Source organism: Microbacterium sp. ARD31 (assembly GCF_031844425.1).
In genome coordinates, this window is the sequence record NZ_JAUZVE010000004.1 from 408,245 (window position 1) to 430,181 (window position 21,937).

The 21,937-nt window shown below is 70.7% G+C and carries 16 protein-coding genes; 6 read left to right on the forward strand and 10 right to left on the reverse strand.

Going from position 1 to position 21,937, the window contains the following annotated elements; genetic code table 11:
• Nucleotides 1-68: 68 nt before the first annotated feature.
• Together rplS and Q9S36_RS15555 are read right to left on the reverse strand one after the other, a co-directional pair.
• On the reverse strand, nucleotides 69-416 hold the full coding sequence (gene rplS, locus Q9S36_RS15550) for a 50S ribosomal protein L19 (protein ID WP_251449993.1): 348 nt from the start codon (nucleotides 414-416) through the stop codon (nucleotides 69-71).
• A 171-nt stretch (nucleotides 417-587) separates the two neighbouring features.
• A complete protein-coding gene (locus tag Q9S36_RS15555) occupies nucleotides 588-1,082 on the reverse strand; it encodes an MFS transporter permease (protein ID WP_311285866.1) in 495 nt (164 codons plus the stop codon).
• 117 nt (nucleotides 1,083-1,199) lie between these two features.
• Between Q9S36_RS15555 and map the strand changes: the two genes are divergently transcribed.
• Nucleotides 1,200-1,982, forward strand: a complete 783-nt coding sequence (gene map, locus Q9S36_RS15560; protein ID WP_311285867.1) for a type I methionyl aminopeptidase — start codon at nucleotides 1,200-1,202, stop codon at nucleotides 1,980-1,982.
• An 11-nt stretch (nucleotides 1,983-1,993) separates the two neighbouring features.
• Here map and treZ read toward each other — a convergent pair whose 3' ends face one another.
• Genes treZ through glgX form a run of 3 tightly spaced genes read right to left on the reverse strand, consistent with a single transcriptional unit; the run spans nucleotide 1,994 to nucleotide 8,286 of the window.
• Entirely contained in the window at nucleotides 1,994-3,730 is a 1,737-nt protein-coding gene (treZ, locus tag Q9S36_RS15565) for a malto-oligosyltrehalose trehalohydrolase (RefSeq protein ID WP_311285868.1), read from the reverse strand.
• Between the two features lie 9 nt (nucleotides 3,731-3,739).
• Complete coding sequence (gene treY / locus Q9S36_RS15570; RefSeq protein WP_311285869.1) at nucleotides 3,740-6,073, reverse strand: malto-oligosyltrehalose synthase; 2,334 nt, start codon at nucleotides 6,071-6,073, stop codon at nucleotides 3,740-3,742.
• Nucleotides 6,074-6,081: 8 nt separating this feature from the next.
• Nucleotides 6,082-8,286, reverse strand: coding sequence for a glycogen debranching protein GlgX (gene glgX / locus Q9S36_RS15575; protein WP_311285870.1), 2,205 nt, complete (start codon nucleotides 8,284-8,286; stop codon nucleotides 6,082-6,084).
• A 288-nt stretch (nucleotides 8,287-8,574) separates the two neighbouring features.
• Between glgX and nirB the strand changes: the two genes are divergently transcribed.
• From nirB to Q9S36_RS15595, 4 genes are read left to right on the forward strand one after another with little or no spacing between them, the layout of a single operon-like run.
• Nucleotides 8,575-11,157 carry a nitrite reductase large subunit NirB gene (gene nirB / locus Q9S36_RS15580; RefSeq protein ID WP_311285871.1) on the forward strand — a complete coding sequence of 861 codons (2,583 nt, stop codon included), beginning with the start codon at nucleotides 8,575-8,577 and terminating at the stop codon, nucleotides 11,155-11,157.
• On the forward strand, nucleotides 11,154-11,540 hold the full coding sequence (gene nirD, locus Q9S36_RS15585) for a nitrite reductase small subunit NirD (protein WP_311285872.1): 387 nt from the start codon (nucleotides 11,154-11,156) through the stop codon (nucleotides 11,538-11,540). The genes nirB and nirD overlap by 4 nt, the downstream gene beginning before the upstream one ends.
• A 5-nt stretch (nucleotides 11,541-11,545) precedes the next feature.
• Nucleotides 11,546-12,772, forward strand: a complete 1,227-nt coding sequence (gene cobA / locus Q9S36_RS15590) for a uroporphyrinogen-III C-methyltransferase (RefSeq protein ID WP_311285900.1) — start codon at nucleotides 11,546-11,548, stop codon at nucleotides 12,770-12,772.
• Complete coding sequence (locus Q9S36_RS15595; RefSeq protein WP_311285873.1) at nucleotides 12,769-13,917, forward strand: uroporphyrinogen-III synthase; 1,149 nt, start codon at nucleotides 12,769-12,771, stop codon at nucleotides 13,915-13,917. The genes cobA and Q9S36_RS15595 overlap by 4 nt, the downstream gene beginning before the upstream one ends.
• 22 nt (nucleotides 13,918-13,939) lie before the next feature.
• Here Q9S36_RS15595 and trmD read toward each other — a convergent pair whose 3' ends face one another.
• Nucleotides 13,940-14,617: a tRNA (guanosine(37)-N1)-methyltransferase TrmD gene (trmD, locus tag Q9S36_RS15600; protein WP_251450010.1), complete on the reverse strand. Its 678-nt coding sequence runs from the start codon at nucleotides 14,615-14,617 to the stop codon at nucleotides 13,940-13,942.
• A 166-nt stretch (nucleotides 14,618-14,783) separates the two neighbouring features.
• Here trmD and Q9S36_RS15605 point away from each other — a divergent pair, with 166 nt between their 5' ends.
• Nucleotides 14,784-16,202: an MFS transporter gene (locus Q9S36_RS15605; RefSeq protein WP_251450012.1), complete on the forward strand. Its 1,419-nt coding sequence runs from the start codon at nucleotides 14,784-14,786 to the stop codon at nucleotides 16,200-16,202.
• A 71-nt stretch (nucleotides 16,203-16,273) separates the two neighbouring features.
• Here Q9S36_RS15605 and Q9S36_RS15610 read toward each other — a convergent pair whose 3' ends face one another.
• The 4 genes from Q9S36_RS15610 to rpsP all read right to left on the reverse strand — a co-directional run bounded on the left by Q9S36_RS15610 (nucleotide 16,274) and on the right by rpsP (nucleotide 21,762).
• A complete protein-coding gene (locus Q9S36_RS15610) occupies nucleotides 16,274-20,383 on the reverse strand; it encodes a bifunctional nitrate reductase/sulfite reductase flavoprotein subunit alpha (RefSeq protein ID WP_311285874.1) in 4,110 nt (1,369 codons plus the stop codon).
• 104 nt (nucleotides 20,384-20,487) lie between these two features.
• Nucleotides 20,488-21,120, reverse strand: coding sequence for a ribosome maturation factor RimM (gene rimM / locus Q9S36_RS15615; RefSeq protein WP_311285901.1), 633 nt, complete (start codon nucleotides 21,118-21,120; stop codon nucleotides 20,488-20,490).
• Between the two features lies 1 nt (nucleotide 21,121).
• The gene (locus Q9S36_RS15620) at nucleotides 21,122-21,352 is read right to left on the reverse strand and encodes an RNA-binding protein (protein ID WP_251450018.1); all 231 of its coding nucleotides are present in this window, start codon (nucleotides 21,350-21,352) and stop codon (nucleotides 21,122-21,124) included.
• Nucleotides 21,352-21,762 carry a 30S ribosomal protein S16 gene (gene rpsP / locus Q9S36_RS15625; protein WP_251450020.1) on the reverse strand — a complete coding sequence of 137 codons (411 nt, stop codon included), beginning with the start codon at nucleotides 21,760-21,762 and terminating at the stop codon, nucleotides 21,352-21,354. The genes Q9S36_RS15620 and rpsP overlap by 1 nt, the downstream gene beginning before the upstream one ends.
• Nucleotides 21,763-21,937 lie beyond the last annotated feature (175 nt).

Consider the following 21,937-nt stretch of genomic DNA (forward strand, 5'->3'; position numbering starts at 1 on the left):
CATTCCCGACGCGCCGCGGCAACGACGAAGCCCCGGTCCGACCGGACCGGGGCTTCGTCGGAAGAGCGTCAGTTGCCGCGCTTCTCCTTGATCTTGGCCTTCTTGCCGCGGAGGTTCCGCAGGTAGTAGAGCTTCGCGCGACGCACGTCACCACGGGTGACGACCTCGATGTGGTCGATCACCGGGCTGTGGACCGGGAAGGTGCGCTCGACGCCGACCTGGAAGCTGATCTTGCGGACGGTGAAGGTCTCGCGCACGCCGTCGCCGGAGCGGCCGATGACGACGCCCTGGAAAACCTGGATGCGGGAGCGGTTGCCCTCGGTGATGTTCACGTGCACCTTGACGGTGTCGCCGGGGCCGAAGGCGGGGATGTCGGAACGCAGGGATGCGGCGTCGACGGAGTCGAGGATCTGCATGATCGTATCTCTCTGCGGCCGCCACAGGTCGACCGCGGGATGGTGGGTGAAGGATGTCGTGTGCCCGGTGCCCGCCGGAGGCATCCGGTGGGCGGGCTCCCCTGAGGCAGAACCTGGTCAGGGCACAAACGCCCATTCTGCCACGGATGGCACGGCCGGCCAAACCGCGGTTCAGCGGCCGCCGGGCTCCTGCCTCTCGCTCACGACGATGATCTCCTGCGGGGGCGTCGGTTGCGCCTGCGGGCCGGACACGGTCATGTATCCGCGGATGTCCGCGGTGCGCAGAAGTCCCGTCGGACGCGCCTCGCGCCACAGCTGCCACAGCGTGGACCAGAAGAGCCCCAGGCCGGCGAGGATCGCGATGACGAACGTGGCTCCCCACCAGTCCTGGCTGAAGAAGCCGAGCGCGATGACGAGGCCGTGCCAGAGTGCGAGTCCCAGCACGTCCTGCCACGACACCGCCCGATGGGCGCGCACCGTTCCGCGAGCTCGAACGAGCAGAGTGATGAGCAGCTGCCAGACGATCACGCCCGGGATGGCGAGGAACAGGACCCAGAGGAAGGCCCACGCCCCCGCGCCGGTGACGGCCCAGCCGACCAGTAGCCACAGGGGCAGCACGACGGCGGCGGGAAGCATCCATCCGAAGAACACGCGACGCACCAGCATGGGTCGATGCTACGCCGCGCGAGCAGCGCCCGCCCGGCGGTGCGGTGACCCGGGGCATCCTCCCAGGTCGACGCCTTCGCATCCGACAGAATGGACTCCGACGAGAGGACGACACGCATGATCGAGTTGCGCACCCCGGCAGAGATCGAGGCGATGAGGCCCGCGGGACGTTTCGTCGCGGAGACGCTCGCAACGCTGCGCGACGAGACCACGGTCGGCACGAACCTGCTGGCGATCGACCGCCGCGCGCATGACCTGATCCGCCGCGCCGGGGCGACATCGTGCTACATCGACTATCACCCCTCCTTCGGGGCGAGCCCGTTCGGAAAGGTGCTCTGCACGTCGGTGAACGACGCCGTCCTCCACGGTCTTCCGCACGACTACGCGCTGAAGGACGGCGATCTGGTGTCGCTCGACTTCGCCGTCTCGATCGACGGCTGGGTGGCCGACTCCGCCATCTCGTTCGTCGTGGGCACGCCGCGCGACGAGGACCTCGCGCTCATCGACACGACCCGACGCGCACTGGATGCCGCCATCGCCGCCGCTGTCGTCGGCAACCGCATCGGCGACATCTCGCACGCCATCGCCGACGTCGCCCACGGCGACGGCTATGCGATCAACACCGACTTCGGCGGTCACGGCGTCGGACGCGTGATGCACGGCGACCCTCACGTGCCCAACGACGGCAAGGCCGGACGCGGCTATCCGCTGCGTGAAGGCCTGGTCGTGGCGCTCGAGCCCTGGTTCCTGCAGACCACGGACGAGCTCATCACCGATCCCGACGGCTGGACCCTGCGCAGCGCCGACGGCTCCCGCGGCGCCCACTCCGAGCACACCGTGGCGATCACGGCGGACGGCCCGCTCGTCCTCACCGATCGCTCGTTCCTCGGGGTCGACTGAGACCGGAGCCCTCAGCGCACGTCGCCGCCCTCCACGACGGCGGCGGCGACGGCCGGGAGCGTGAGCGACCCCGACACGATGACCGCGGCGGGGTCGGTGGCCACCAGCACGTCGCTCACCGCGTCGAAGGTCACCGGTTCGTCCGACAAGTTCACCAGGATCTCGAGGCGTCCGCGTGACAGGCGATAGACGCGCCCGTCCACCGTCGTGCCGCCGACGACGCGGCCCGAGAGCTGCGCCGCGTCGGGGTCGGTGAGTTCGGGTCGCTCGCGGCGCAGGTGCGCCAGTCGTCGATAGAGCTCGAGCAGGCGCGCGTGGTCGCCGGCCTCGGGCTCGCTCCAGTCCAGCTTGGACCGCTCGTAGGTGCGCGGATCCTGGGGGTCGGGGACGACCGACTCGTCCCATCCCATCCGCGCGAACTCCGCGACGCGCCCGCGAGCGGTGGCTTCGCCGAGCTCGGGCTCGGGATGGGACGTGAAGAACTGCCAGGGCGTCCGCGCGCCCCACTCCTCCCCCATGAAGAGCATCGGGGTCCCCGGCGCGGTCAGCGTGAGCACCGCGGTCACCGCGAGACGTTCGAGGCTCAGCGTCTGCGAAAGCCGGTCGCCGGTGGCGCGATTGCCGATCTGGTCGTGGTCCTGAGCGAAGGTGACCAGCCGCCAGGATGGCACGTCCGCGGGAATCGGCTTGCCGTGCGCCCGCTCGCGGAAGGACGAGAAGGTCCCATCGTGGTAGAACCCCCGCGTCCAGACCTTCACCAGCGCCTCGGGGTCGGCGAAGTCGGCGTAGTAGCCGGCGGTCTCACCGGTGACCGCGACGTGCACGGCGTGGTGCCAGTCGTCGCTCCACTGCGCTGTGAGGCCGTAGCCGCCGGCCTCGCGGGGAAGGATCAGCGTCGGGTCGTTCATGTCGGACTCGGCGATGAGCGTCAGCGGGCGGCCCACGTGGGCCGCGAGGGCGTCGGTCGCCACCGCCAGTTCCTGCAGGATGTGCACGTCGGCGTCGTCGACGAGCGCGTGGACGGCGTCCAGCCGCAGACCGTCGACGCGATAGTCCCGCATCCACATGAGCGCGTTCTCGACGATGAACGACCGAACGGCCGCTTCGTCTAGATTCACCGAGTCTCCCCACGTGTTGCGCTGCGCGCTCCGCAGGTACGGACCGTACTCGGGCAGGTAGTTCCCGCTCGGACCGAGGTGGTTGTGGACGACGTCCTGGATGACGGCGAGACCTGCACCGTGGGCGGCGTCGACGAAGCGCTGATAGGCGGCGGGCCCGCCGTAGGCCTCATGGACGGTGTACCAGAGGACGCCGTCGTAGCCCCAGTTCCACACCCCGTTGAAGCCGTTGACGGGGAGCAGCTCGATGTGCGTGACCCCCAGCGACACCAGGTGCTCGAGCCTGCCGATCGCAGCGTCCAGCGTCCCCTCAGGGGTGAACGTGCCGACGTGCAGCTCGTAGATGAGACCACCCGCGAGTTGCCGGCCGGTCCAGGCGGAGTCGGTCCAGGCGAACGTGCTCGGATCGAACCACGCCGACGCGCCGTGGACGCCGTGCGGCTGACGGCGCGAGCGGGGATCCGGACGCAGATCCTCTCCGTCGCCGAGCACGAATCCGTACTCGTCGCCGTCCGCCAGCTGGACGGGCGCACGCCACCATCCGGCATCCATCTTCTCGAGCTCGACATCGATCGCGCCGGGGCGGCGCAGCCGCACGCGCTCGGGACGGGGTGCCCAGACCTCGATCATGGATCCTCCTCAGTCGTGGTCGGCCGCCAGCAGCGCGACCGGGTAGGTCTCGAGCAGCGCGCTCATCGGCACCGCTCCTCCATCGAATCGTCGCCCGGTCAGCACGTCGGTCATCGTGCCGGGGGGCAGCATCAGCGCCGCGTCGCCCCAGCCCCCACGACGGACGAGGCCTTCCGGCAGCCGCGTCACCACAGCCACCGCCCCACCGCGATCGAAGGCGACCGCATGCTCCGCCGCCTGCCCGGCGACGGTCATGGGCGTGTAGCGGGTGAACAGCTGGGGCCGATCGCGTCGCAGACGAAGCGCTCGGGAGGTCAGCAGGAGCTTCGCGGCGCCGGATTCGTCGACAGGGGGCGTCCATCCGCCGTCCACCCGCGAGAGGAGCCCGCGACGCGCGCCGAAGTCCACCGGTCGCCGGTTGTCGGGATCGACGAGCGACGTCTCCCACAGCTCCGAACCCTGGTAGACGTCCGGCACCCCCGGGCCCGCCAGCTGCAGGAGCTTGGCCGCGAGGGAGTTGGACCACCCCGACGGCGCCACGCGCTCGACGAAGGACTCGACCTCGGCGCGGGCCGGACCGAACGCGGCATCCACCAGGGCGTGCATCCGCGCTTCGAAGACCTCATCGGGGTCCCACCATCCCGTGGACTCGGCGGCCTCGCGTGCCGCTTTCTCCGCGTACGCGTGCAGGCGCTCCGGCGTCGCGGGCCACGACCCGACGATGGCCTGCCACAGCAGGGCGTCGAAGGGCCCGTGGCCGGTGGACGCGATACGCCGCAGCCGCCCGAGCGTCTCGGACCACTCCCCCGGCACTTCGGCGAGCACCGAGAGACGCGCGCGCACGTCTTCTCCGCGCTTGGTGTCGTGCGTCGACAGCGAGGTGAGAGCGTGGGGCCACGCGGCCTGGCGCCGGGCGAAGGCCGTGTGGAACCCGTCGACGTCGAGGGCGAACACCGACGGGTCGCCGCCGACCTCGGTCAGCGTTCCGAGGCGCGTCGCACGGTAGAACGCGGTGTCCTCCACGCCCTTGGCCATGACCGGGCCCGTGGTCTGCTGGAACCGTCGCGCCAGCTCACTGCCGGCATCGAGCAGCAGCGGCGCGAGTTCGCTGATCGCGGCGGAGAGCTCCGGCCGGCGCTGCGTCGCCTCCCGCACCGCCCGGTCGAACCACTCCCGCCCTGCGGGAAGGTACGAGCGGTAGACGGGGTAGCAGGCCAGCAGCTCCGCGAGTGCGTCCTCCGCACGGTCCACCGGGTGCGCGAGGCAGCGGACGAGCCGGCTGATCTCCGCGACCTGGATCGTGTCGGCGATCATCCGCTTCGTCCCATGGATGAGGTCGGGCCATGTCGGCGCGGGCCCTCCCCGCAGCTCGGCGTCGAGCCTGTCCAGGCCCGCCTCACCGGCCGGGTCGACCAGGACGCGATCGATCTCGGCCATGGCGTCGTAGCCGGTGGTCCCGTCGGTCCGCCACCAGGCGGGCAGCATCTCGGGGTGCGCGGTCGCGCTGTGCTCGAGGATCTTCTCCACGAGCACGTACGCACCGCCGGTGGCGTCGGACAGCCGTTCGAGGTAGGCGCCCGGATCCGCCAGTCCGTCCGGGTGGTCGACGCGCAGCCCGTCGGCGAGTCCCTCGCGGAGCCAGCGGAGGATCTCGGCATGGGTCTCGTCGAACACCCACGGCACCTCCACCCGGACGCCGGCGAGTGTCGTCACGGCGAAGAAGCGCCGGTAGTTCAGCAGCGTCGCCTCGTCGCGCCAGAAGAGGAGCTCCCAGTGCTGGCGCGCGAGGACGGCACGGACGTCGACGCCCTCGCCGGCGTCGAGACCGTCCAGCGATCCCGGCGCCAGCGGCAGCTCGTGATCGAAGTACCGGACGACGCCCGCTGCCGCATCCACCTTCACATCTTTCAGGGCCTCGTCCAGCGACGATCCGAGGATCGGCACCCGCACCCGCCCTCGGCCGAACTCCCAGTCGATGTCGAATGCGTCGGCGTAGCGCGAAGCCCGCCCGTGCGTCAGCACATCCCACCACCACGGGTTCTGCCGCGGGTCCGCCACCCCCATGTGGTTGGGGACGACGTCGACCAGGATGCCGAGACCGGCCTCGCGGGCGTCGCGGGCGAACCGGCGCAGAGCCTCCGGCCCGCCGCGCGCGGCGTCCACACGGGTCGGTTCCACCACGTCGTAGCCGTGATCGGAGCCCGCGGTGGCCGCCAGCAGCGGCGACAGGTACGCCCAGTCGACCCCCAGGTCGCGCAGATACTCCACGACGCCGCGGGCGGCATCCAGGTCGAACGATTCGCGGATCTGCAGCCGATAGGTGGATACGGGTCGCCGGGACATGGGATCCCCTATCGCTCGAGCTCGGGCTTCGACGTGTGGGCGGGGGCCTCGGCGTCGGCGAGCGCGACCAGCGACGCCGCCACCGAGTGGTCGACCTCGGGTTCGGGCAGATCGTGCTGGCACAGCACCATCAGCGCCTTGGCCTCGAGCAGCACCGCGGCGCCGGGTTCGATCGCGGTCGCATCGGCCTGGACGCCCGCGGTGTCGACGAGCACGTCCCACTTGGGGCTGTACTCGTCGGTGGGGAGCGTGAAGTCCACCGCCTCGTCGCCCGCGTTGAACAGCACGATGAAGTGCTTGTCCGAGAGCGGCTCACCACGGCGATCCCGCTCGCGGATGCCGTCTCCGTTGAGGAAGACCCCGACGGCGCGGCCGAAGCCGGAGTCCCAGTCCTCGGGCTGCATGACGGAGCCGTCCGGGCGCAGCCACACGATGTCGGGGATCGGCGCGCCCTCTTCGCGGCGGACCGGGCGGCCGTTGAAGAATCGGCTGCGCCGGAAGGTGGGATGGTCGCGGCGGAGCCGGGCGACCGCCGCGGTGAACTCCAGCAGCGGCTGATCCACGGTCTCCCAGTTCACCCACGTGAGTTCGTTGTCCTGCGCGTAGCCGTTGTTGTTGCCCTGCTGGGTGCGTCCGAGCTCGTCGCCGTGCAGCAGCATCGGGACGCCCTGCGACAGCAGCAGCGTCGCGATGAAGTTCCGCTGCTGGCGCGCCCGCATGGTCAGCACCGCGGCGTCGTCGGTCGGGCCTTCGACGCCGTGGTTGTTCGACCGGTTGTGGGACTCCCCGTCGTTGTTGTCCTCGCCGTTCGCGTCGTTGTGCTTCTCGTTGTAGGAGACGAGGTCGCGCAGGGTGAAGCCGTCGTGCGCCGTGACGAAGTTGATCGAGGCGACCGGGCGGCGCCCGGAGTGCTCGTAGAGGTCGGCCGAGCCGGTCAGCCGCGAGGCGAACTCCCCCAGCGCCTGGGGCTCGCCGCGCCAGAAGTCGCGCACCGTGTCGCGGTACTTGCCGTTCCACTCGGTCCACTGCGGCGGGAAGTTGCCGACCTGGTAGCCGCCCGGGCCCACGTCCCACGGTTCGGCGATGAGCTTGACCTGCGAGACCACCGGATCCTGCTGCACGAGCTCGAAGAAGGTCGCCAGGCGGTCGACGTCATAGAACTCGCGCGCGAGGGTGGAGGCCAGGTCGAAGCGGAATCCGTCGACGTGCATGTCGAGCACCCAGTAGCGCAGCGAGTCCATGATGAGCTGCAGCGCATGGGGGTTTCCCACGTTCAGGCTGTTCCCCGTGCCGGTGTAGTCCGTGTAGTAGCGCTTGTCGTCGTCTTCGAGCCGGTAGTAGGCGGCGTTGTCGATGCCGCGCATCGACAGCATGGGGCCCAGGTGGTTGCCCTCTGCCGTGTGGTTGTAGACGACGTCGAGGATGACCTCGATGCCGGCGGCGTGGAGGGCCTTGACCATCCCCTTGAACTCCTGCACCTGCTGGGCGCGCTGCCCCGTCGAGGCGTAGGTGTTCTGGGGGGCGAAGAACGCGATGGTGTTGTAGCCCCAGTAGTTCGAGAGCCCCTTGTCCTGCAACGTCGAATCGTTGACGAACTGGTGCACCGGCATGAGCTCGATGGCGGTGACGCCGAGCTTCTTGAGGTGGTCGATGACCGCGGGGTGCGCGATGCCGCTGTAGCTGCCGCGCAGCTCTTCGGGGATCAGCGGGTGCAGCTGCGTCATGCCCTTGACGTGTGCTTCGTAGATGAAGGTCTCGGCGTACGGCGTCTTCGGAAGCCGGTCGCCCGCCCAGTCGAAGAAGGGGTTGATGACGACGCCCTTCATCATGGCGGCCGCGGAGTCCTCGTCGTTGCGGGAGTCCGGGTCGCCGAAGTCGTAGCTGAAGACCGACTGCCCCCAGCGCACCTGACCCTCGACGGCCTTGGCGTAGGGATCGAGCAGGAGCTTGTTCGGGTTGAAGCGCTGCCCGCTCTCGGGGTCGTAAGGGCCGTGCACGCGGTAGCCGTACCGCTGCCCGGGGCCGACGTTGGGCAGATAGACGTGCCACACGAACGCATCGACGTCGCGCAGCTCGACGCGGGTCTCCTTCCCGCGGTCGCCGAAGAGGCACAGCTCTACGCGTTCGGCTCCTTCGCTGAAGAGAGCGAAGTTCGTGCCGTTGCCGTCGAACGTCGCTCCCAGGGGATAGGCGGAACCGGGCCAGGTCTGCATGCAGCCTCCAAGTTGGCGGGAGTCTCACGATAGCGCCCGCTCCTGCACGGTCGTGGCGCGTTCTCACATCTGCTATAGGGGCGCAGTGAGGGAAACGTTCGCTGGGGGTAACGACGCGCGCAGGGGCGGTGAAACACCCCGCTCGTAGCGTGGCCGCCACACGACATCCCGACACCCTCAGGAGGCGTCATGACCGAGGCAGCATCCCGCCCGACCGGCGACCGCGCCGTCGAAAACTCGAAACATGGCGCTGACGCCCGCGCAACACCGGCCGCGTACGGTGACCCCATGAGCTCCACCCCCGCCACCGGACCCCACATCGTGGTGGTCGGGGCGGGGATGGTCGCCCACCGCTTCGTCGAGTCGCTGCTCTCGCGCGCCGACGATTCGTGGCGCGTGACCCTCATCGGCGAGGAGCAGCGTCACCCCTACGACCGTGTGGGGCTCACGGCGTTCTTCGCCGGCTCGACGCCCGACGACCTGACACTGGACCCGGCGGTCGTGGACGACGACCCGCGGGTGCGCTTCGTCCGCGGCGATGCGGTGGTGCGGATCGACCGCGAGGCACGGCGCGTGACGACGGCCTCGGGACTCAGCGTCGCCTACGACCGGCTGGTCCTGGCGACGGGGTCGTACGCGGCGCGCCTGGCCGTGGACGGTTTCGACCTGCCCGGATGCTTCGTCTACCGGACCCTGGACGATGTCGAGTCGCTGCGCACCTTCGTGACGCGGCGCTCGGCCGAGCTCGGCCGTCCCCTCACCGGAACCGTCATCGGCGGCGGTCTGCTCGGGCTCGAGGCGGCGGGCGCGCTGCAGGGCCTGGATGTGACGTGCACCGTGGTGCAGTCCTCGGATCGGCTCATGAGCGCACAGCTCGACCTCGCCGGGGGCAACGCCCTGCGCAGGCTCATCGAGGCGCGCGGGATCTCGGTGCGCACCGACACCGTGACCACGCGCCTGGACCCCGATCGCAGCGGGAGCGTCGCCGGTCTGGAGTTCCGCGACGGCTCGTACGGAGCCACCGACGTGGTGGTGTTCACCGTCGGCGTGCGTCCGCGGGACGAGCTCGCCCGGGCGGCGCGTCTGGACGTCCACCCGCGCGGCGGCGTGCTCATCGATGAGCACTGCGAGACGACCGATCCGCGCATCCTCGCGATCGGCGAGGTCGCGAACTTCGACGGGGCGTGCGTCGGGCTCGTCGCCCCCGGCTACGCGATGGCCGAAGTCGCCGCCAGCCGACTGCTGGGCGGGCTGGCGACGTTCCCGGGGTACGACCTCTCCACGAAGCTCAAGCTCAGCGGGGTCGACGTCGCGAGCTTCGGGGATGCGTTCGCCGAGACGCCGGGCGCCCTCGACGTCGTGTACGCCGACCCGGTCGCCGGGGTATACAAAAAGCTCGTCCTCTCGGACGACGCCAGGACGCTTCTCGGCGGGATCCTCGTCGGCGATGCGTCGGCCTACGGATCGCTGCGGCCGCTCGTGGGCGGTGCGCTCGGCGGGGATCCCGCCGCCTACCTGATGCCCGAGGGCGCGGTCGCTCCGCCCAGCGGCGACCTGCCCGACGCGGCGCTGGTGTGCTCGTGCAACAGCGTCACGGCCGGGGCCATCCGCGGCGCCGTCCACGACGACGGGTGCACCGACGTCGCGGCGGTGAAGGCCTGCACGAAGGCCGGCGCGGCGTGCGGATCGTGCCTCACCACGGTGAAGAAGATCGTCGGCAGCGAACTGACCAAGCTCGGGGCGTCCCTCAGCACCGCCATGTGCGAGCACTTCGACATGTCGCGCCGTCAGCTCTTCGACGCCGTGCGCGTCTCGCAGCTCACCACCTTCAGCGCGGTCATCGACCGGTTCGGGACCGGCCGCGGATGCGACATCTGCAAACCTGCGCTCGCCAGCATCCTCTCGACCCTCGTCCGCACGCACGTGCTCGACGGCGAGAACGCCACGCTGCAGGACACCAACGACCACGTGATGGCGAACCTGCAGAAGGACGGCAGCTACTCGGTGGTCCCCCGCATCCCCGGTGGGGAGATCACTCCGGAGGGCCTCGTGGTCATCGGGCAGGTCGCGCAGGACTACGGCCTCTACACGAAGATCACCGGCGGACAGCGGATCGACCTGTTCGGCGCACGCCTCGAACAGCTCCCCGAGATCTGGAAGCGCCTCGTCGACGCCGGCTTCGAGTCGGGGCATGCGTACGGCAAGTCGCTGCGGACGGTGAAGTCGTGCGTCGGCTCGACCTGGTGCCGCTACGGCGTCCAGGACTCCGTGGGCATGGCCGTGCAGCTCGAGCTGCGCTACCGGGGCCTGCGCTCGCCGCACAAGATCAAGCTCGGCGTCTCGGGCTGCGCACGCGAATGCGCGGAGGCGCGCGGGAAGGACGTCGGCGTCATCGCCACCGAAGCCGGGTGGAACATGTACGTCGGCGGCAACGGCGGATTCACGCCCCGCCACGCGGTGCTCCTTGCGGAAGGACTCAGCGACGACGAGCTGCTCACCGCCATCGACCGCTTCCTGATGTACTACATCTTCACCGCCGACCGGCTTCAGCGGACCGCACCGTGGTTCGAAGAGCTCGACGGCGGCGTCGAAGGACTGCGAGACGTGATCTTCGACGACAGCCTCGGCATCTGCGCCGATCTCGACGAGGCCATGGCCGCCCACATCGACGCGTACGAGGACGAGTGGAAGGCCACTCTGGAAGACCCCGACAAGCTCCGCCGCTTCGCCTCGTTCGTCAACGCCCCGCAGACGCCCGACCCCTCCCTGGCCTACACCGCCGAGCGCGGTCAGCCCCGCCCCGCGACCGAGAGCGAGCGCGCCGAGGGCCGCGTCCTCATCGCCGGAACCACCCTGGAGGTGCGCCGATGACCATCACCGACACGCAGCGCCCGGCGCAGCAGACGCCGCGCACGGACTGGGTGCGCATCTGCGCGCTCGCCGACCTCGAGACCGAGCGCGGGCGGGCGGCCCTCCTCGGGGACACCCAGATCGCCCTCTTCCTCCTTCCCGGCGGTCGCGTGCACGCGGTGTCGAACCTCGACCCGTACAGCGGCGCGCACGTCATCTCGCGCGGCATCGTCGGAACGCGCCAGGATGCGCCCACGGTGGCGTCGCCGATGTACAAGCAGGTGTTCGATCTGCGCACCGGCGCGTGCCTGGACACCCAGGGCAAGGAGTCGCGCACGCTGCGGGTCTGGCCGGTGGCGGTCTCGGACGGTCAGGTGCTCGTCCGGCAGGAGGCGGCGACGTGACGACGATGCTGGGTGTCTCGCTCGCCGGCCGAACCGTGGTCATGGTCGGCGCCGGGGCGGTCACCGCCCGGCGCCTGCGCCGATTCGTCGCGGACGGCGCGCGGATCCGGATCGTCGCCCCCGAGGCGGGGACGGACGTGCGGGCGCTGATCGCGGAGCACGACCTGGTGTGGATCCCCCGGCGCTTCCGCGCGGGCGACCTCGCCGGCGCGTGGCTGGTGCACACCGCCACCGGCGACGCCCGCACCGACGCGCGGGTCGCGGCGCTGTGCGAACGGCGTCGGATGCTGTGCGTGAACGCGTCGGACGGCGCGCACGGCTCGGCCCGGCTGACCGCGGAGGCACGCTCCGGCGACGTCGTCGTGGGTGTCGTGTCGGACGCCGCTGTCGATCCGTCCCGAGCTGCGCGGGTGCGCGACGCGGTCGCCGCGCTGCTGGACGAGGGACGCCTCCCCATCCGCCGACGGCGCCGGACCCCGCTCGGGCGGGTGGACCTCGTCGGCGGCGGTCCCGGACCCGTCGACCTCCTCACGGTCCGCGGTCGACGGCTCCTCGCCGAGGCGGACGTGGTCGTCGCCGATCGCCTGGGTCCCGTGGACGTCCTGCGCGAACTGGATCCCGACGTCGAGATCGTCGACGTCGGCAAGCGCCCCGGCGCACACACCGTGCCCCAGGAGGAGATCAATCGCATCATCGTCGAGCGCGCGCAAGCCGGGAAACGCGTCGTGCGGCTGAAGGGCGGCGACCCCTTCGTCTTCGGCCGGGGCGGCGAGGAAGTCGCCGCGTGCCTCGCCGCGGGCGTCCCCGTCGAGGTCGTCCCGGGGCTGACCAGTGTCGTCTCGGTGCCGCAGTCCGCCGGGATCCCCGTCACCCACCGCGGCACGGCGGCCACCCTGCACGTCATCAACGGCCAGGGCGAGATCGCCTCGGCCTCCTCACGCGCCGCGCTCGCCGATCCGGCCGTGACGACGGTGATCCTCATGGGGGTCGCCGCGCTGCCTCGTCTGGTCGCCGAGGCCCTCGCGGCGGGTGCGGCGCCCGAGCAGCCGGTCGCTGTCATCGAGCGCGGACACACCCCGTCGCAGCGCACCACGCGCTCCACCCTGGGTGCGGTGGTCGAGGACGCCCGCCGCGCCGCGGTGACGAACCCGGCGGTCATCGTCGTGGGCGACGTCGCCCGCGCGGGACTCCTCCTTCCCGACCGGCAGCTGGCGGGTGACGCGCTCCGTTGACCTCTCCAGCTCCACCCCCGCGCGCTCCCCTCTCGGCCGCTCTCGACGGCTGCACGGTCGTCATTGCCGTCGACCGCAGGTCGGGCGAGCTCGCCGCAGCTTTGGAGCGCCACGGCGCTCAGGTGCGGCACGCGCCCGCCCTCACGATCGTGCCGCACATCGACGACGAGGCGCTGCTGACCGCCACGCGAGAGCTCATCGCGCATCCACCCGACGTGGTGGTGGCCACCACCGGCGTGGGGTTCCGGGGGTGGATGGAGGCGGCCGACGAGGCCGGCGTGCTCGACGAGCTGCACACCGCCATCTCGGGCGCGCAGATCGTGGCGCGCGGGCCCAAGGCACGTGGTGCGATCCAGCAGGCCGGATTCACCGCCGACTGGGTCGCCGAATCCGAGACGTCCGCCGAGCTGGGCGAATTCCTGGTCGCAGAGGGTCTGGCGGGCCGGCGCGTCGCCGTGCAGCACCACGGCTCGGGCGCCGACGGCCTCGACGAGCTGTTCGCCGCCCACGGCGCGGACGTGGTGAGCCTCACCGTCTACCGGTGGGGGCCTCCCCCCGACCCCGACGCAGTCATCCGCTCGGTGCAGGCCACCGCGCAGGGCGAGGTGGACGCCGTGCTCTTCACCTCCGCCCCCGGAACGGCCGAGTGGCTCGCCGCAGCCGCGCGGGAAGGCGTCGTGGCCGACATCGCCGAGCGCGCCCGCAGCGGCCGCCTCCTCCTGGCCGCCGTCGGCCCGATCACGGCCGGACCCCTCGAGCAGGCCGGTATCACGCCCCTCATCGCCGAGCGCGGACGCCTGGGTTCCCTCGTCCGTGCGGTCGTCACGCACTTCGGCGGCGGCCACGCCGCATCGGTGACGACCGGCGTCGGGCGCCTCGAGATGCGAAGCGGCGGAGCTGTCCTCGACGGCGTGCACATCCCGCTGTCACGAACCGGCGTCGACGTGCTCGGGGCGCTCTTCGACGCCTCGGGGAGCGTGGTGCCTCGCGCGCGCCTGCAGAACGCGCTGCCCCGCTCGGGCGCCAACACGCATGCGGTCGAGATGGCCGTCGCGCGGGTGAGGGAGGCGATCGGCGCACCGGAGCTGATCAAGACCGTGGTCAAGCGCGGCTACCGGCTGAACGTCCTCGACCCCGACGACTGAACGCCGCGGCATCCGCGGGAGGCTAAGGGAGCAGGTCGGGCCGCACAGAGCGCGTGCGCTCGATGCTCTGCTCACGCCGCCACCGGGCGATGGCGGCGTGGTTCCCGCTCAGCAGCACCGGCGGCACCTCGCGCCCGCGCCACTGCGCGGGCTTGGTGTAGCTGGGGTATTCGAGGAGACCGTCCTCGTGGGATTCCTCCACGAGGCTCTCGGGGTTGCCGACCACACCGGGCACCAGTCGCGAGATCGCCTCGACCATCGCCATCGCGGCGACCTCACCGCCGTTCAGCACGTAGTCGCCGAGACTCATCAGCCGCACGCGTCCGCGGTCGGCGTAGTCGTCGACGACCCGCTGGTCGATGCCCTCGTAACGGCCGCAGGCGAAGACGAGGTGATGCTCGGCGGCGAGTTCCCGCGCGACGCCCTGAGTGAACCGCTCGCCCGCCGGGGACGGCACCACGAGGACGGCCTCGTCGGTGATGACCGAGTCCAGCGCCTCGCCCCAGGGCTCGGGCTTCATGACCATGCCCGCTCCCCCGCCGTACGGGGTGTCGTCGACGGTGCGGTGGCGGTCGTGCGTGAAGTCCCGCAGGTCGTGCACCCTCATGTCCAGGATGCCGCGATCGCGAGCCTTGCCGATGAGCGAGACGTCCAGCACATCGAAGAACGCCGGGAAGATCGTGACGATGTCGATGCGCATGGGATCGAGTGTAGGCATCCACGCCATGTTTCCCGGATGTGACGGAACCCTAACCCGTCACGCGAGGGGCGCGTGACCCGACGTTGACCGAGAAGTAACCGGCCGGAGGTCGGCGGTGAAACACGCCGTTCATAGCGTGAGGGCACACTCTCACTCAGGAGGAGCCATGACCACCACCGTCACCCCGTCCCCCGCGGGTGCTGCAACTCCCACGACCGCATCGACGGTCACCCTGACCCACCGACCCGGACGCTGGATCGACGGCTGGAACCCCGAGGACTCGGCGTTCTGGAAGGCCGGAGGCCGCGCCATCGCCCATCGCAATCTGCGCTGGTCCATCTTCGCCGAGTTCCTCGGCTTCATCGTGTGGCAGCTGTGGAGCATCGTCGTCGTGATGCTGCCGGCCGCCGGCTTCACCCTCACCAGCTCCGAGCTGTTCTGGCTCATCTCGCTGCCGAGCCTCGTCGGAGCCACCCTGCGGTTCCCGTACACCTTCATGGTGGCGATCTTCGGCGGCCGCAACTGGACGATCGTGTCGGCGGCGCTGCTGCTGATTCCGGCGGTCCTCCTCGGCATCGTCGTCTCGAACCCCGAGACCCCCTTCGGGATCCTGCTGCTCGTGGCCGCCCTCGGCGGCGTGGGCGGCGGCAACTTCGCCAGCTCGATGGCCAACATCACCTACTTCTTCCCGCAGAAGGAGAAGGGCTGGGCCCTCGGTCTCAACGCCGCCGGCGGCAACCTGGGCACGTCGGTGGCGCAGTTCGCGGTGCCGATCGCGGTCACCCTCGGCGCGGGCGCCACCCTCAACATCGCTCTGGCCGGCTGGATGTGGATCCCGCTCATCCTGCTCGCCATCTGGGGCGCCTGGCGCTACATGGACAACCTGTCGTCGGCCAAGGCGGACTTCGCGGGGTCTGCGGCGGCGCTGCGGGAACCTCACCTGTGGCTGATGGCCCTGCTGTACATCGGCACCTTCGGCTCGTTCATCGGCTTCGCGAGCGTCTTCCCGAAGCTCATCGCCGATCAGTTCCCGACGTTCAGCACCTTCCAGGTCGGGCAGGCGGCGATCTCGCTCGCGTTCCTCGGCGCCCTGATCGGCTCGGTGGTCCGCCCCTTCGGCGGCCGGCTCGCGGATCGCTTCGGGGGCGCGCGGGTCACGGTCGTCACCTTCGGCGTCATGGCCCTCGGCGCGCTCGCGCTGATCTGGATGCTCTCGCTGCAGAACTTCTGGCTGTTCCTCGGATGCTTCCTCGTGCTGTTCGCCGCGACGGGCGCGGGCAACGGGTCGACCTACCGCATGATCCCGAGCATCTTCGCCGGCCGGGCGATCGCCCGGGGCATCGACCCCGGGACGCCGGAGGCCGCGGCCGTGCAGCGCAAGTCCGCGGCGGCGCTCGGGCTCATCAGCGCCATCGGCGCCTACGGCGGGTTCGTGATCCCCCAGGTGCTGAACGCGTCGCAGCTCACGTCGGGCAGCTATGTCCCCGCGTTCGCCGGATTCGTCGGAGCGTATGTGCTGCTCGGGGTCCTCACCCTCGTCGTCTACGTGGTGCCCCGCGCCGCCCTCGGCCACCAGCGCATCTGACCCGAGGAGACATGACGAGCGGGTCGCACCGGAAGGTGCGACCCGCTCCGTCGTGCGGTGCCGGCGGGACGTCAGTAGATGTCGCGCACGTAGCGCTTGTCGGCGGCCAGACCCCGGACGTGCTCGGCAGCCGCTTCGGCCGACACCCCGCCGTGGCGCTGGACGATCAGCTGCAGCGCGGCGTCCACATCCGGCGCCATGCGCGTGGCGTCGCCGCACACGTAGACGTGAGCGCCGTCTTGAAGCCAACGCCAGAGCTCGGCGCCGTGCTCGATCATCCGGTCCTGCACGTACACCTTCTGGCGCTGGTCGCGGGAGAAGGCGAGGTCGAGGCGGGTGAGGAACCCGTCCGCGTGCATGCCGACGAGTTCGTCGCGGTAGTAGAAGTCGGTCGCCTCGTGCTGCTCTCCGAAGAACAGCCAGTTGCGGCCGGGGTGGCCGTCGGCCCGGCGGTCCTGCAGGAAGCCCCGGAACGGTGCCACCCCCGTCCCCGGTCCGATCATGATCATCGGCGTGGCAGGGTCGGCCGGCGGCCGGAAGTTCGGCGAGCGCTGCAGGTACAGCGGGGTGCGTCCCTCCGGATCGTCGGCGAGGAAGGTCGAGCAGACCCCGCCGCGCCGTCGTCCCTGCTCGGTGAGGAACCGGACGACCGAGACGGTGAGCTGGACCTCGTCGGGCGATGCCTTCGGGCTCGACGAGATCGAGTACTGCCGGGGCTGCAGCCGCCCGAGCACGTCCACCCACTCCTGGGGGTCGGCCTCGGCCGGGAACGCCTGCAGAACGTCGATGGCCTGCATGCTCCAGAGGTACTGCTCCAGCCGTGATCTGTTCTCGCGCCGCAGGAGTGCGCCGAGCGCCGAGTCCGCCGTGCGGTCGGCGACGAACCGCAGGAAGTCGGGAGTGATGCGCGTGATGTCCAACCGCGTGCGGAGGCTGTCGCCCAGCATCCGCTCTTCGCCGTCGACCTCGACCACCGTGCGGGCGCTGAGGCCCGTGGCGGCGAGCCACTCCGCGACGACCGCGGTGTCGTTCGCGCAGACGACGCCCAGCGCATCGCCCGCTTCGTACGCCACACCCCAGTCCGACAGGTCGAAGCCGAACTGGCGGACCTCCTTCTGCGACCCTGCGCCGCTGAGCAGGAGGTTCGTGGTCAGTGGCGCGTGCACGGGATTCGCGCGCGTGAACAGCCGTTTCGTCGGCGAGGCGAGCGACGCGGCCCCGGCATCGCCTGCACCCGGGTCCGCCCCGAGCGCGGTCAGCATCTGCTCGAGCCAGGCGATCGCGCGGGCCTCGAAGTCGGGCTCGCAGTCGACGCGGGCCGCGAGGGGGGAGGCGCCGAGTGCCGCCAGACGCTCGTCCATGCTGCGGCCGTGTCCGCAGAAGTCGTCGTAGCTGGAGTCGCCCATCGCCAGGACCGCGTACGAGGTGCCCGAGAGGTCGGGCGCGTCCGGGGCCTGAAGCGCGCGCCAGAGGTCCGAGGCGTTGTCCGGGGGCCCGCCGTCGCCGAACGTGGAGGTGATGACGAGCAGGCGACGCGCGCCCGCGAGATCCGCCGGCTGCGCCTCGGACATGTCGAGCGCGCGGGCGGCGAGCCCGCGCTGCACCAGAGCGGCCACGCAGCGCTGGGCGAACTCCTCGGCGTTCCCGGTCTGCGATCCCCACAGCACGATGACCTCGTCGGCGTCCGGATCGAGAGCGGGAGCCGACGTCGCGGGGGCGGAGTACGTCCCCGCGAGAAGTCCGTCGAACCAGCGCCGCACGGCATCCGTCACCGGGGCCGTCGCCGGGAGCACCGGCACGGCGCCCGCCTCGAGGTGGCGCGTCTCCAGCGCCGCCAGGAACCCGCCGAGGAATGCGCTCTCGTCGATGGACAGCGCGGGCGGCGGCGAGAGGGTCAGGCCCGCCTCGCCGACGGCCGAACGGACCTCGGCGACCGCACTCGCGCTCCCCCGCTCCGAGGCGGACGGCGCAGGACCCACCCGGCGCACCGACACGGCGGAGACCTTGAACTCAGGCTGCAGCGATGCCTCGTCGACGGCGTCGTTGGTGACGGCGTTCACCGTCAGGTACTCGCCGTGCTCGTCGTTCCAGTGGAACGGAGCGAACAGACCGCCCGGCCGGACGCGATCGGTGAGGACGGCGGGGAGCACGACGCGGCCCCGCCGCGATGCCACCTCGACGAGGTCGCCGTCCGCGATCGCGAGCGACGCGGCGTCGTCGGGGTGCACTTCGACGAACGGAGAGGGGTTGAGCCTGTTGAGTTTGGCGACCCGGCCCGTCTTGGTCATGGTGTGCCACTGGTGCTGCAGACGACCGGTGTTGAGAACGAACGGATAGTCGTCGTCCGGCAGCTCCGCGGGCGGCAGATGCGGGCGGGCGAAGAACTGCGCCCGCCGCGAGGGGGTCGCGAACGCCAGACGCGGTGCGAGGCCCTGCTCGTCGGTGTGCAGATGCTGGCTCACCCCGTCGTTGAGGTAGCGGATCGGATGCCGGTCCGCGGCGTCCTCCGGGGGCGACGGCCACTGCACCGGACCCTTTCGCAGGCGCGCGTAGTCGACCCCGCGCAGATCCCAGCCGGTCTGGGGGTTCCAGAAGCGCCGGATCTCCTCGAAGACCTCCTCGCTCGTGGCGAAGTCGAAGCCCCGGTCGAATCCCATCGCAACGGCGATGTCGCAGATGGTCCGCCAGTCCGGGCGGGCCTCGCCGGGAGGGTCGGCGACCTGCTGCACGAGGGTGAGCGTGCGGTCGCTGTTGACCGTCACCCCGTCCGCCTCCACCCAGAGCGTGGCCGGCAGCAGGATGTCGGCGTAGGCGTTCGTGGCCGTGTCGGCGAAGACGTCCTGCACGATGACGAGTTCGGCGGCTTCCAGGCCCTCGATGACCGTGCGCCGATTGGCCACCGAGGCGACGGGGTTCGTGCAGATGATCCATGCCGCCTTGATGCGGCCGTCCGCCAGCCCTCGGTACATCTCGATCGTGCCGGTGCCGGATTCGGGGCGGATCGTGCCGGGCTCCAGCTCCCAGATCTCCTCCGCGAACGCCCGATCGGCGGGGCTGAAGACCGCACGCTGGCCGGGCAGGCCCGGACCCATGTAGCCCATCTCGCGACCGCCCATGGCGTTGGGCTGCCCGGTGAGCGAGAACGGACCGCTGCCCGGGCGGCAGATGGCACCGGTGGCGAGGTGCAGATTGCAGATCGCATTGGTGTTCCATGTGCCGTGGGTCGATTGGTTGAGCCCCATGGTCCACAGGGTCATCCATTCGCCCGCCTCGGCGATCCACCCCGCCGCGGTGCGGATGTCGCTCTCGTCCAGCCCCGTGATCTCGGCGACGCGCTCGGGCGGATACTCGGCGAGGAACGTGGGCATCTGCCCCCATCCCTCGGTGTGGGCGGCGATGAAGTCCTCGTCGATGTGCCCGCCCGCGACGAGGAGGTGCAGCAGGCCGTTCAGGAGGGCCAGGTCGGTGCCGGGGGCGATCTGGAGGAACAGATCCGCGCGGTCGGCCGTGGCCGTGCGACGCGGGTCGACCACGATGAGCTTCGCGCCCTGCTTCAGCCGATCGGCCATCCGCAGGAACAGGATCGGATGGCAGTCGGCGGTGTTGGAGCCGATGACGAAGAAGAGGTCGGCCCGGTCGAAGTCCTCGTACGAGCCCGGTGGGCCGTCCGCACCGAGCGACTGCTTGTAGCCGGTGCCGGCCGAGGCCATGCAGAGACGGGAGTTGGACTCGATGTGCAGGCCCCGCAGATAGCCCTTCACGAGCTTGTTCGAGAGGTACTGCGCCTCCATCGTCATCTGGCCCGAGACGTAGACCGCGACCGCGTCCGGTCCGTGCTCATCGACGATGGCGCGCAGGCGTCGTCCGGCGTCGGCGATCGCCGCGTCCATCGGCGTCTCGACCGGGGCCTCGCCCCGAGCAGGCCGGACCGCGGCCGATGTCATGCGTCCAGGCGCCTGCATGAGATCGAGGTGCGTGGCGCCCTTGGTGCACAGCCGGCCCGCATTGGTGGGATGGGCTCTGTCCCCCACGACGGCGCCGACGGCGCGCGGCTCGCCACCCGGACTCTCGGTGGCGGTGACGCTGACCCCGCACCCGACGCCGCAGTACGAGCACACGGTGCGCACCTGCTGCGTCTGCCGGAGCACCGGCAGCGCACGCGTCGAAGAGGTGGCGCCCATGCATACGATGATCGGCGTCCGAGGTTCCGGGAGGTTTCCCGTGATGTTTCCCGCAGGTCACATCTCTCGCATCGGCGGGCTCGGCCGGTTGTGAGTGCGGGGCCTCAGTCCTGCGCCGGTGCGGAGCCGGCGGCATCCGTCTCTTCGGGGATGTCCTCGAACAGACCCGCCGGCGGGGTCACGGTGACGCGGCCCGCGGCGATGTCGACCTCGGGCACGATCGCTTTCACGAACGGCACGAGAACCTCGCGTTCGGCATCCATCCGGACGATCAGCAGGTCCTGTGCGGGCATGTGCTCGACACGTGCGACGCGGCCGATCACCGCACCGTCGCGGATGACGTCGAGACCGACGAGCTGGTGGTCGTACCACGCGTCGTCCTCATCGGGCGCCTCCGCGGTGTCCTGGTCGATCCACAGGATCGCACGCACCAGCTCCTCCGCCTGAGAGCGATCCTCGACGCCCTCGAAGAACGCCACCGGGTGGCTGTTCATCCACCTGAACTCGCGGACGGTGAGCGGCTTGCCGTGCCACGGCGAGGATTCCGGCACCTGCAGCGTGAAGGTGGCGCCGGGAGCGAAACGGCCCTCGGGGTCGTCGGTGTACAGCTCGAGCTTCAGCGCGCCTTTGAGTCCGTGGGCTTTGACGAGGCGCCCGACGCGCAGCTGCGTCTTGCCGGCGGCCGGTCCACCCGGCGCACGACCCGACGGCGCGGTGCCGGGGGCGTTCTCCGGCATGTCAGTCATCAGCGACGTCGACGCGCACGCGCCGGCCGTCGGCGAGCGCGCTGATGAGCGTGCGGAGGGCTTTGGCCGTGCGACCGCCGCGCCCGATGACCCGTCCCCGGTCCTCCGGGTGGACGTGCACCTCGAGCACGTCTCCGCGCGGTGAGGCGGACGACTGGATACGCACATCCTCGGGGTGATCGACGATCCCCTTGACGATGTGTTCGAGCGCGGCGGCGAGCACTACTCTGCGTCGGTCTCGTCGGCGGCGGGCGCCTCGGCGACGGGCTCGTCGGCCTTCTTCTCGGCCTTGGGCTTGACGACGGACTTCTTGGCCGCGTCGATCTCGAACGCCGGCTTGGCCTCGGGGGACTTGACCGTCGAGACGGCGTCCTTGTCGCCCTTGAAGCGACCCCAGTCGCCCGTGAGCTTCAGCAGCGCGCGGACCTGCTCGGTCGGCTGCGCGCCGACACCCAGCCAGTACTGCGCGCGCTCGGAGTCGACCTCGATGAACGAAGGCTGCTCGGTGGGGTGGTACTTGCCGATCTCCTCGATCACGCGACCATCGCGCTTGGTGCGCGAGTCGGCGACGACGATGCGGTAGTAGGGCGCACGGATCTTGCCCAGGCGCTTGAGACGGATCTTGACAGCCACGATTCTCCTGAATGTGTGGGAAGCGGACGAACTGGACGTCCGGGAGCGTGGGGTGCACACCCGGAGGAAAGCTCTGAGATGGACGGCGGGGCTGGATAGAGGGTCGAGCACCGCATCCGACCCTTTATTCTGCCAGATCGGAAGGGATGCCGCGAACCGGACGCGACGCGCCCGC

What these genes read in the sequence shown, in the direction of transcription:
- cobA (WP_311285900.1), top strand. Translation starts at nt 11,546, where the DNA reads ATGCTGGGTGTCTCGCTCGCCGGCCGAACCGTGGTCATGGTCGGCGCC.
- rplS (WP_251449993.1), bottom strand. Translation starts at nt 416, where the DNA reads ATGCAGATCCTCGACTCCGTCGACGCCGCATCCCTGCGTTCCGACATC.
- treY (WP_311285869.1), bottom strand. Translation starts at nt 6,073, where the DNA reads ATGTCCCGGCGACCCGTATCCACCTATCGGCTGCAGATCCGCGAATCG.
- Q9S36_RS15610 (WP_311285874.1), bottom strand. Translation starts at nt 20,383, where the DNA reads ATGGGCGCCACCTCTTCGACGCGTGCGCTGCCGGTGCTCCGGCAGACG.
- nirB (WP_311285871.1), top strand. Translation starts at nt 8,575, where the DNA reads ATGAGCTCCACCCCCGCCACCGGACCCCACATCGTGGTGGTCGGGGCG.
- rimM (WP_311285901.1), bottom strand. Translation starts at nt 21,120, where the DNA reads ATGCCGGAGAACGCCCCCGGCACCGCGCCGTCGGGTCGTGCGCCGGGT.
- map (WP_311285867.1), top strand. Translation starts at nt 1,200, where the DNA reads ATGATCGAGTTGCGCACCCCGGCAGAGATCGAGGCGATGAGGCCCGCG.
- Q9S36_RS15555 (WP_311285866.1), bottom strand. Translation starts at nt 1,082, where the DNA reads ATGCTGGTGCGTCGCGTGTTCTTCGGATGGATGCTTCCCGCCGCCGTC.
- Q9S36_RS15605 (WP_251450012.1), top strand. Translation starts at nt 14,784, where the DNA reads ATGACCACCACCGTCACCCCGTCCCCCGCGGGTGCTGCAACTCCCACG.
- trmD (WP_251450010.1), bottom strand. Translation starts at nt 14,617, where the DNA reads ATGCGCATCGACATCGTCACGATCTTCCCGGCGTTCTTCGATGTGCTG.
- treZ (WP_311285868.1), bottom strand. Translation starts at nt 3,730, where the DNA reads ATGATCGAGGTCTGGGCACCCCGTCCCGAGCGCGTGCGGCTGCGCCGC.
- nirD (WP_311285872.1), top strand. Translation starts at nt 11,154, where the DNA reads ATGACCATCACCGACACGCAGCGCCCGGCGCAGCAGACGCCGCGCACG.
- glgX (WP_311285870.1), bottom strand. Translation starts at nt 8,286, where the DNA reads ATGCAGACCTGGCCCGGTTCCGCCTATCCCCTGGGAGCGACGTTCGAC.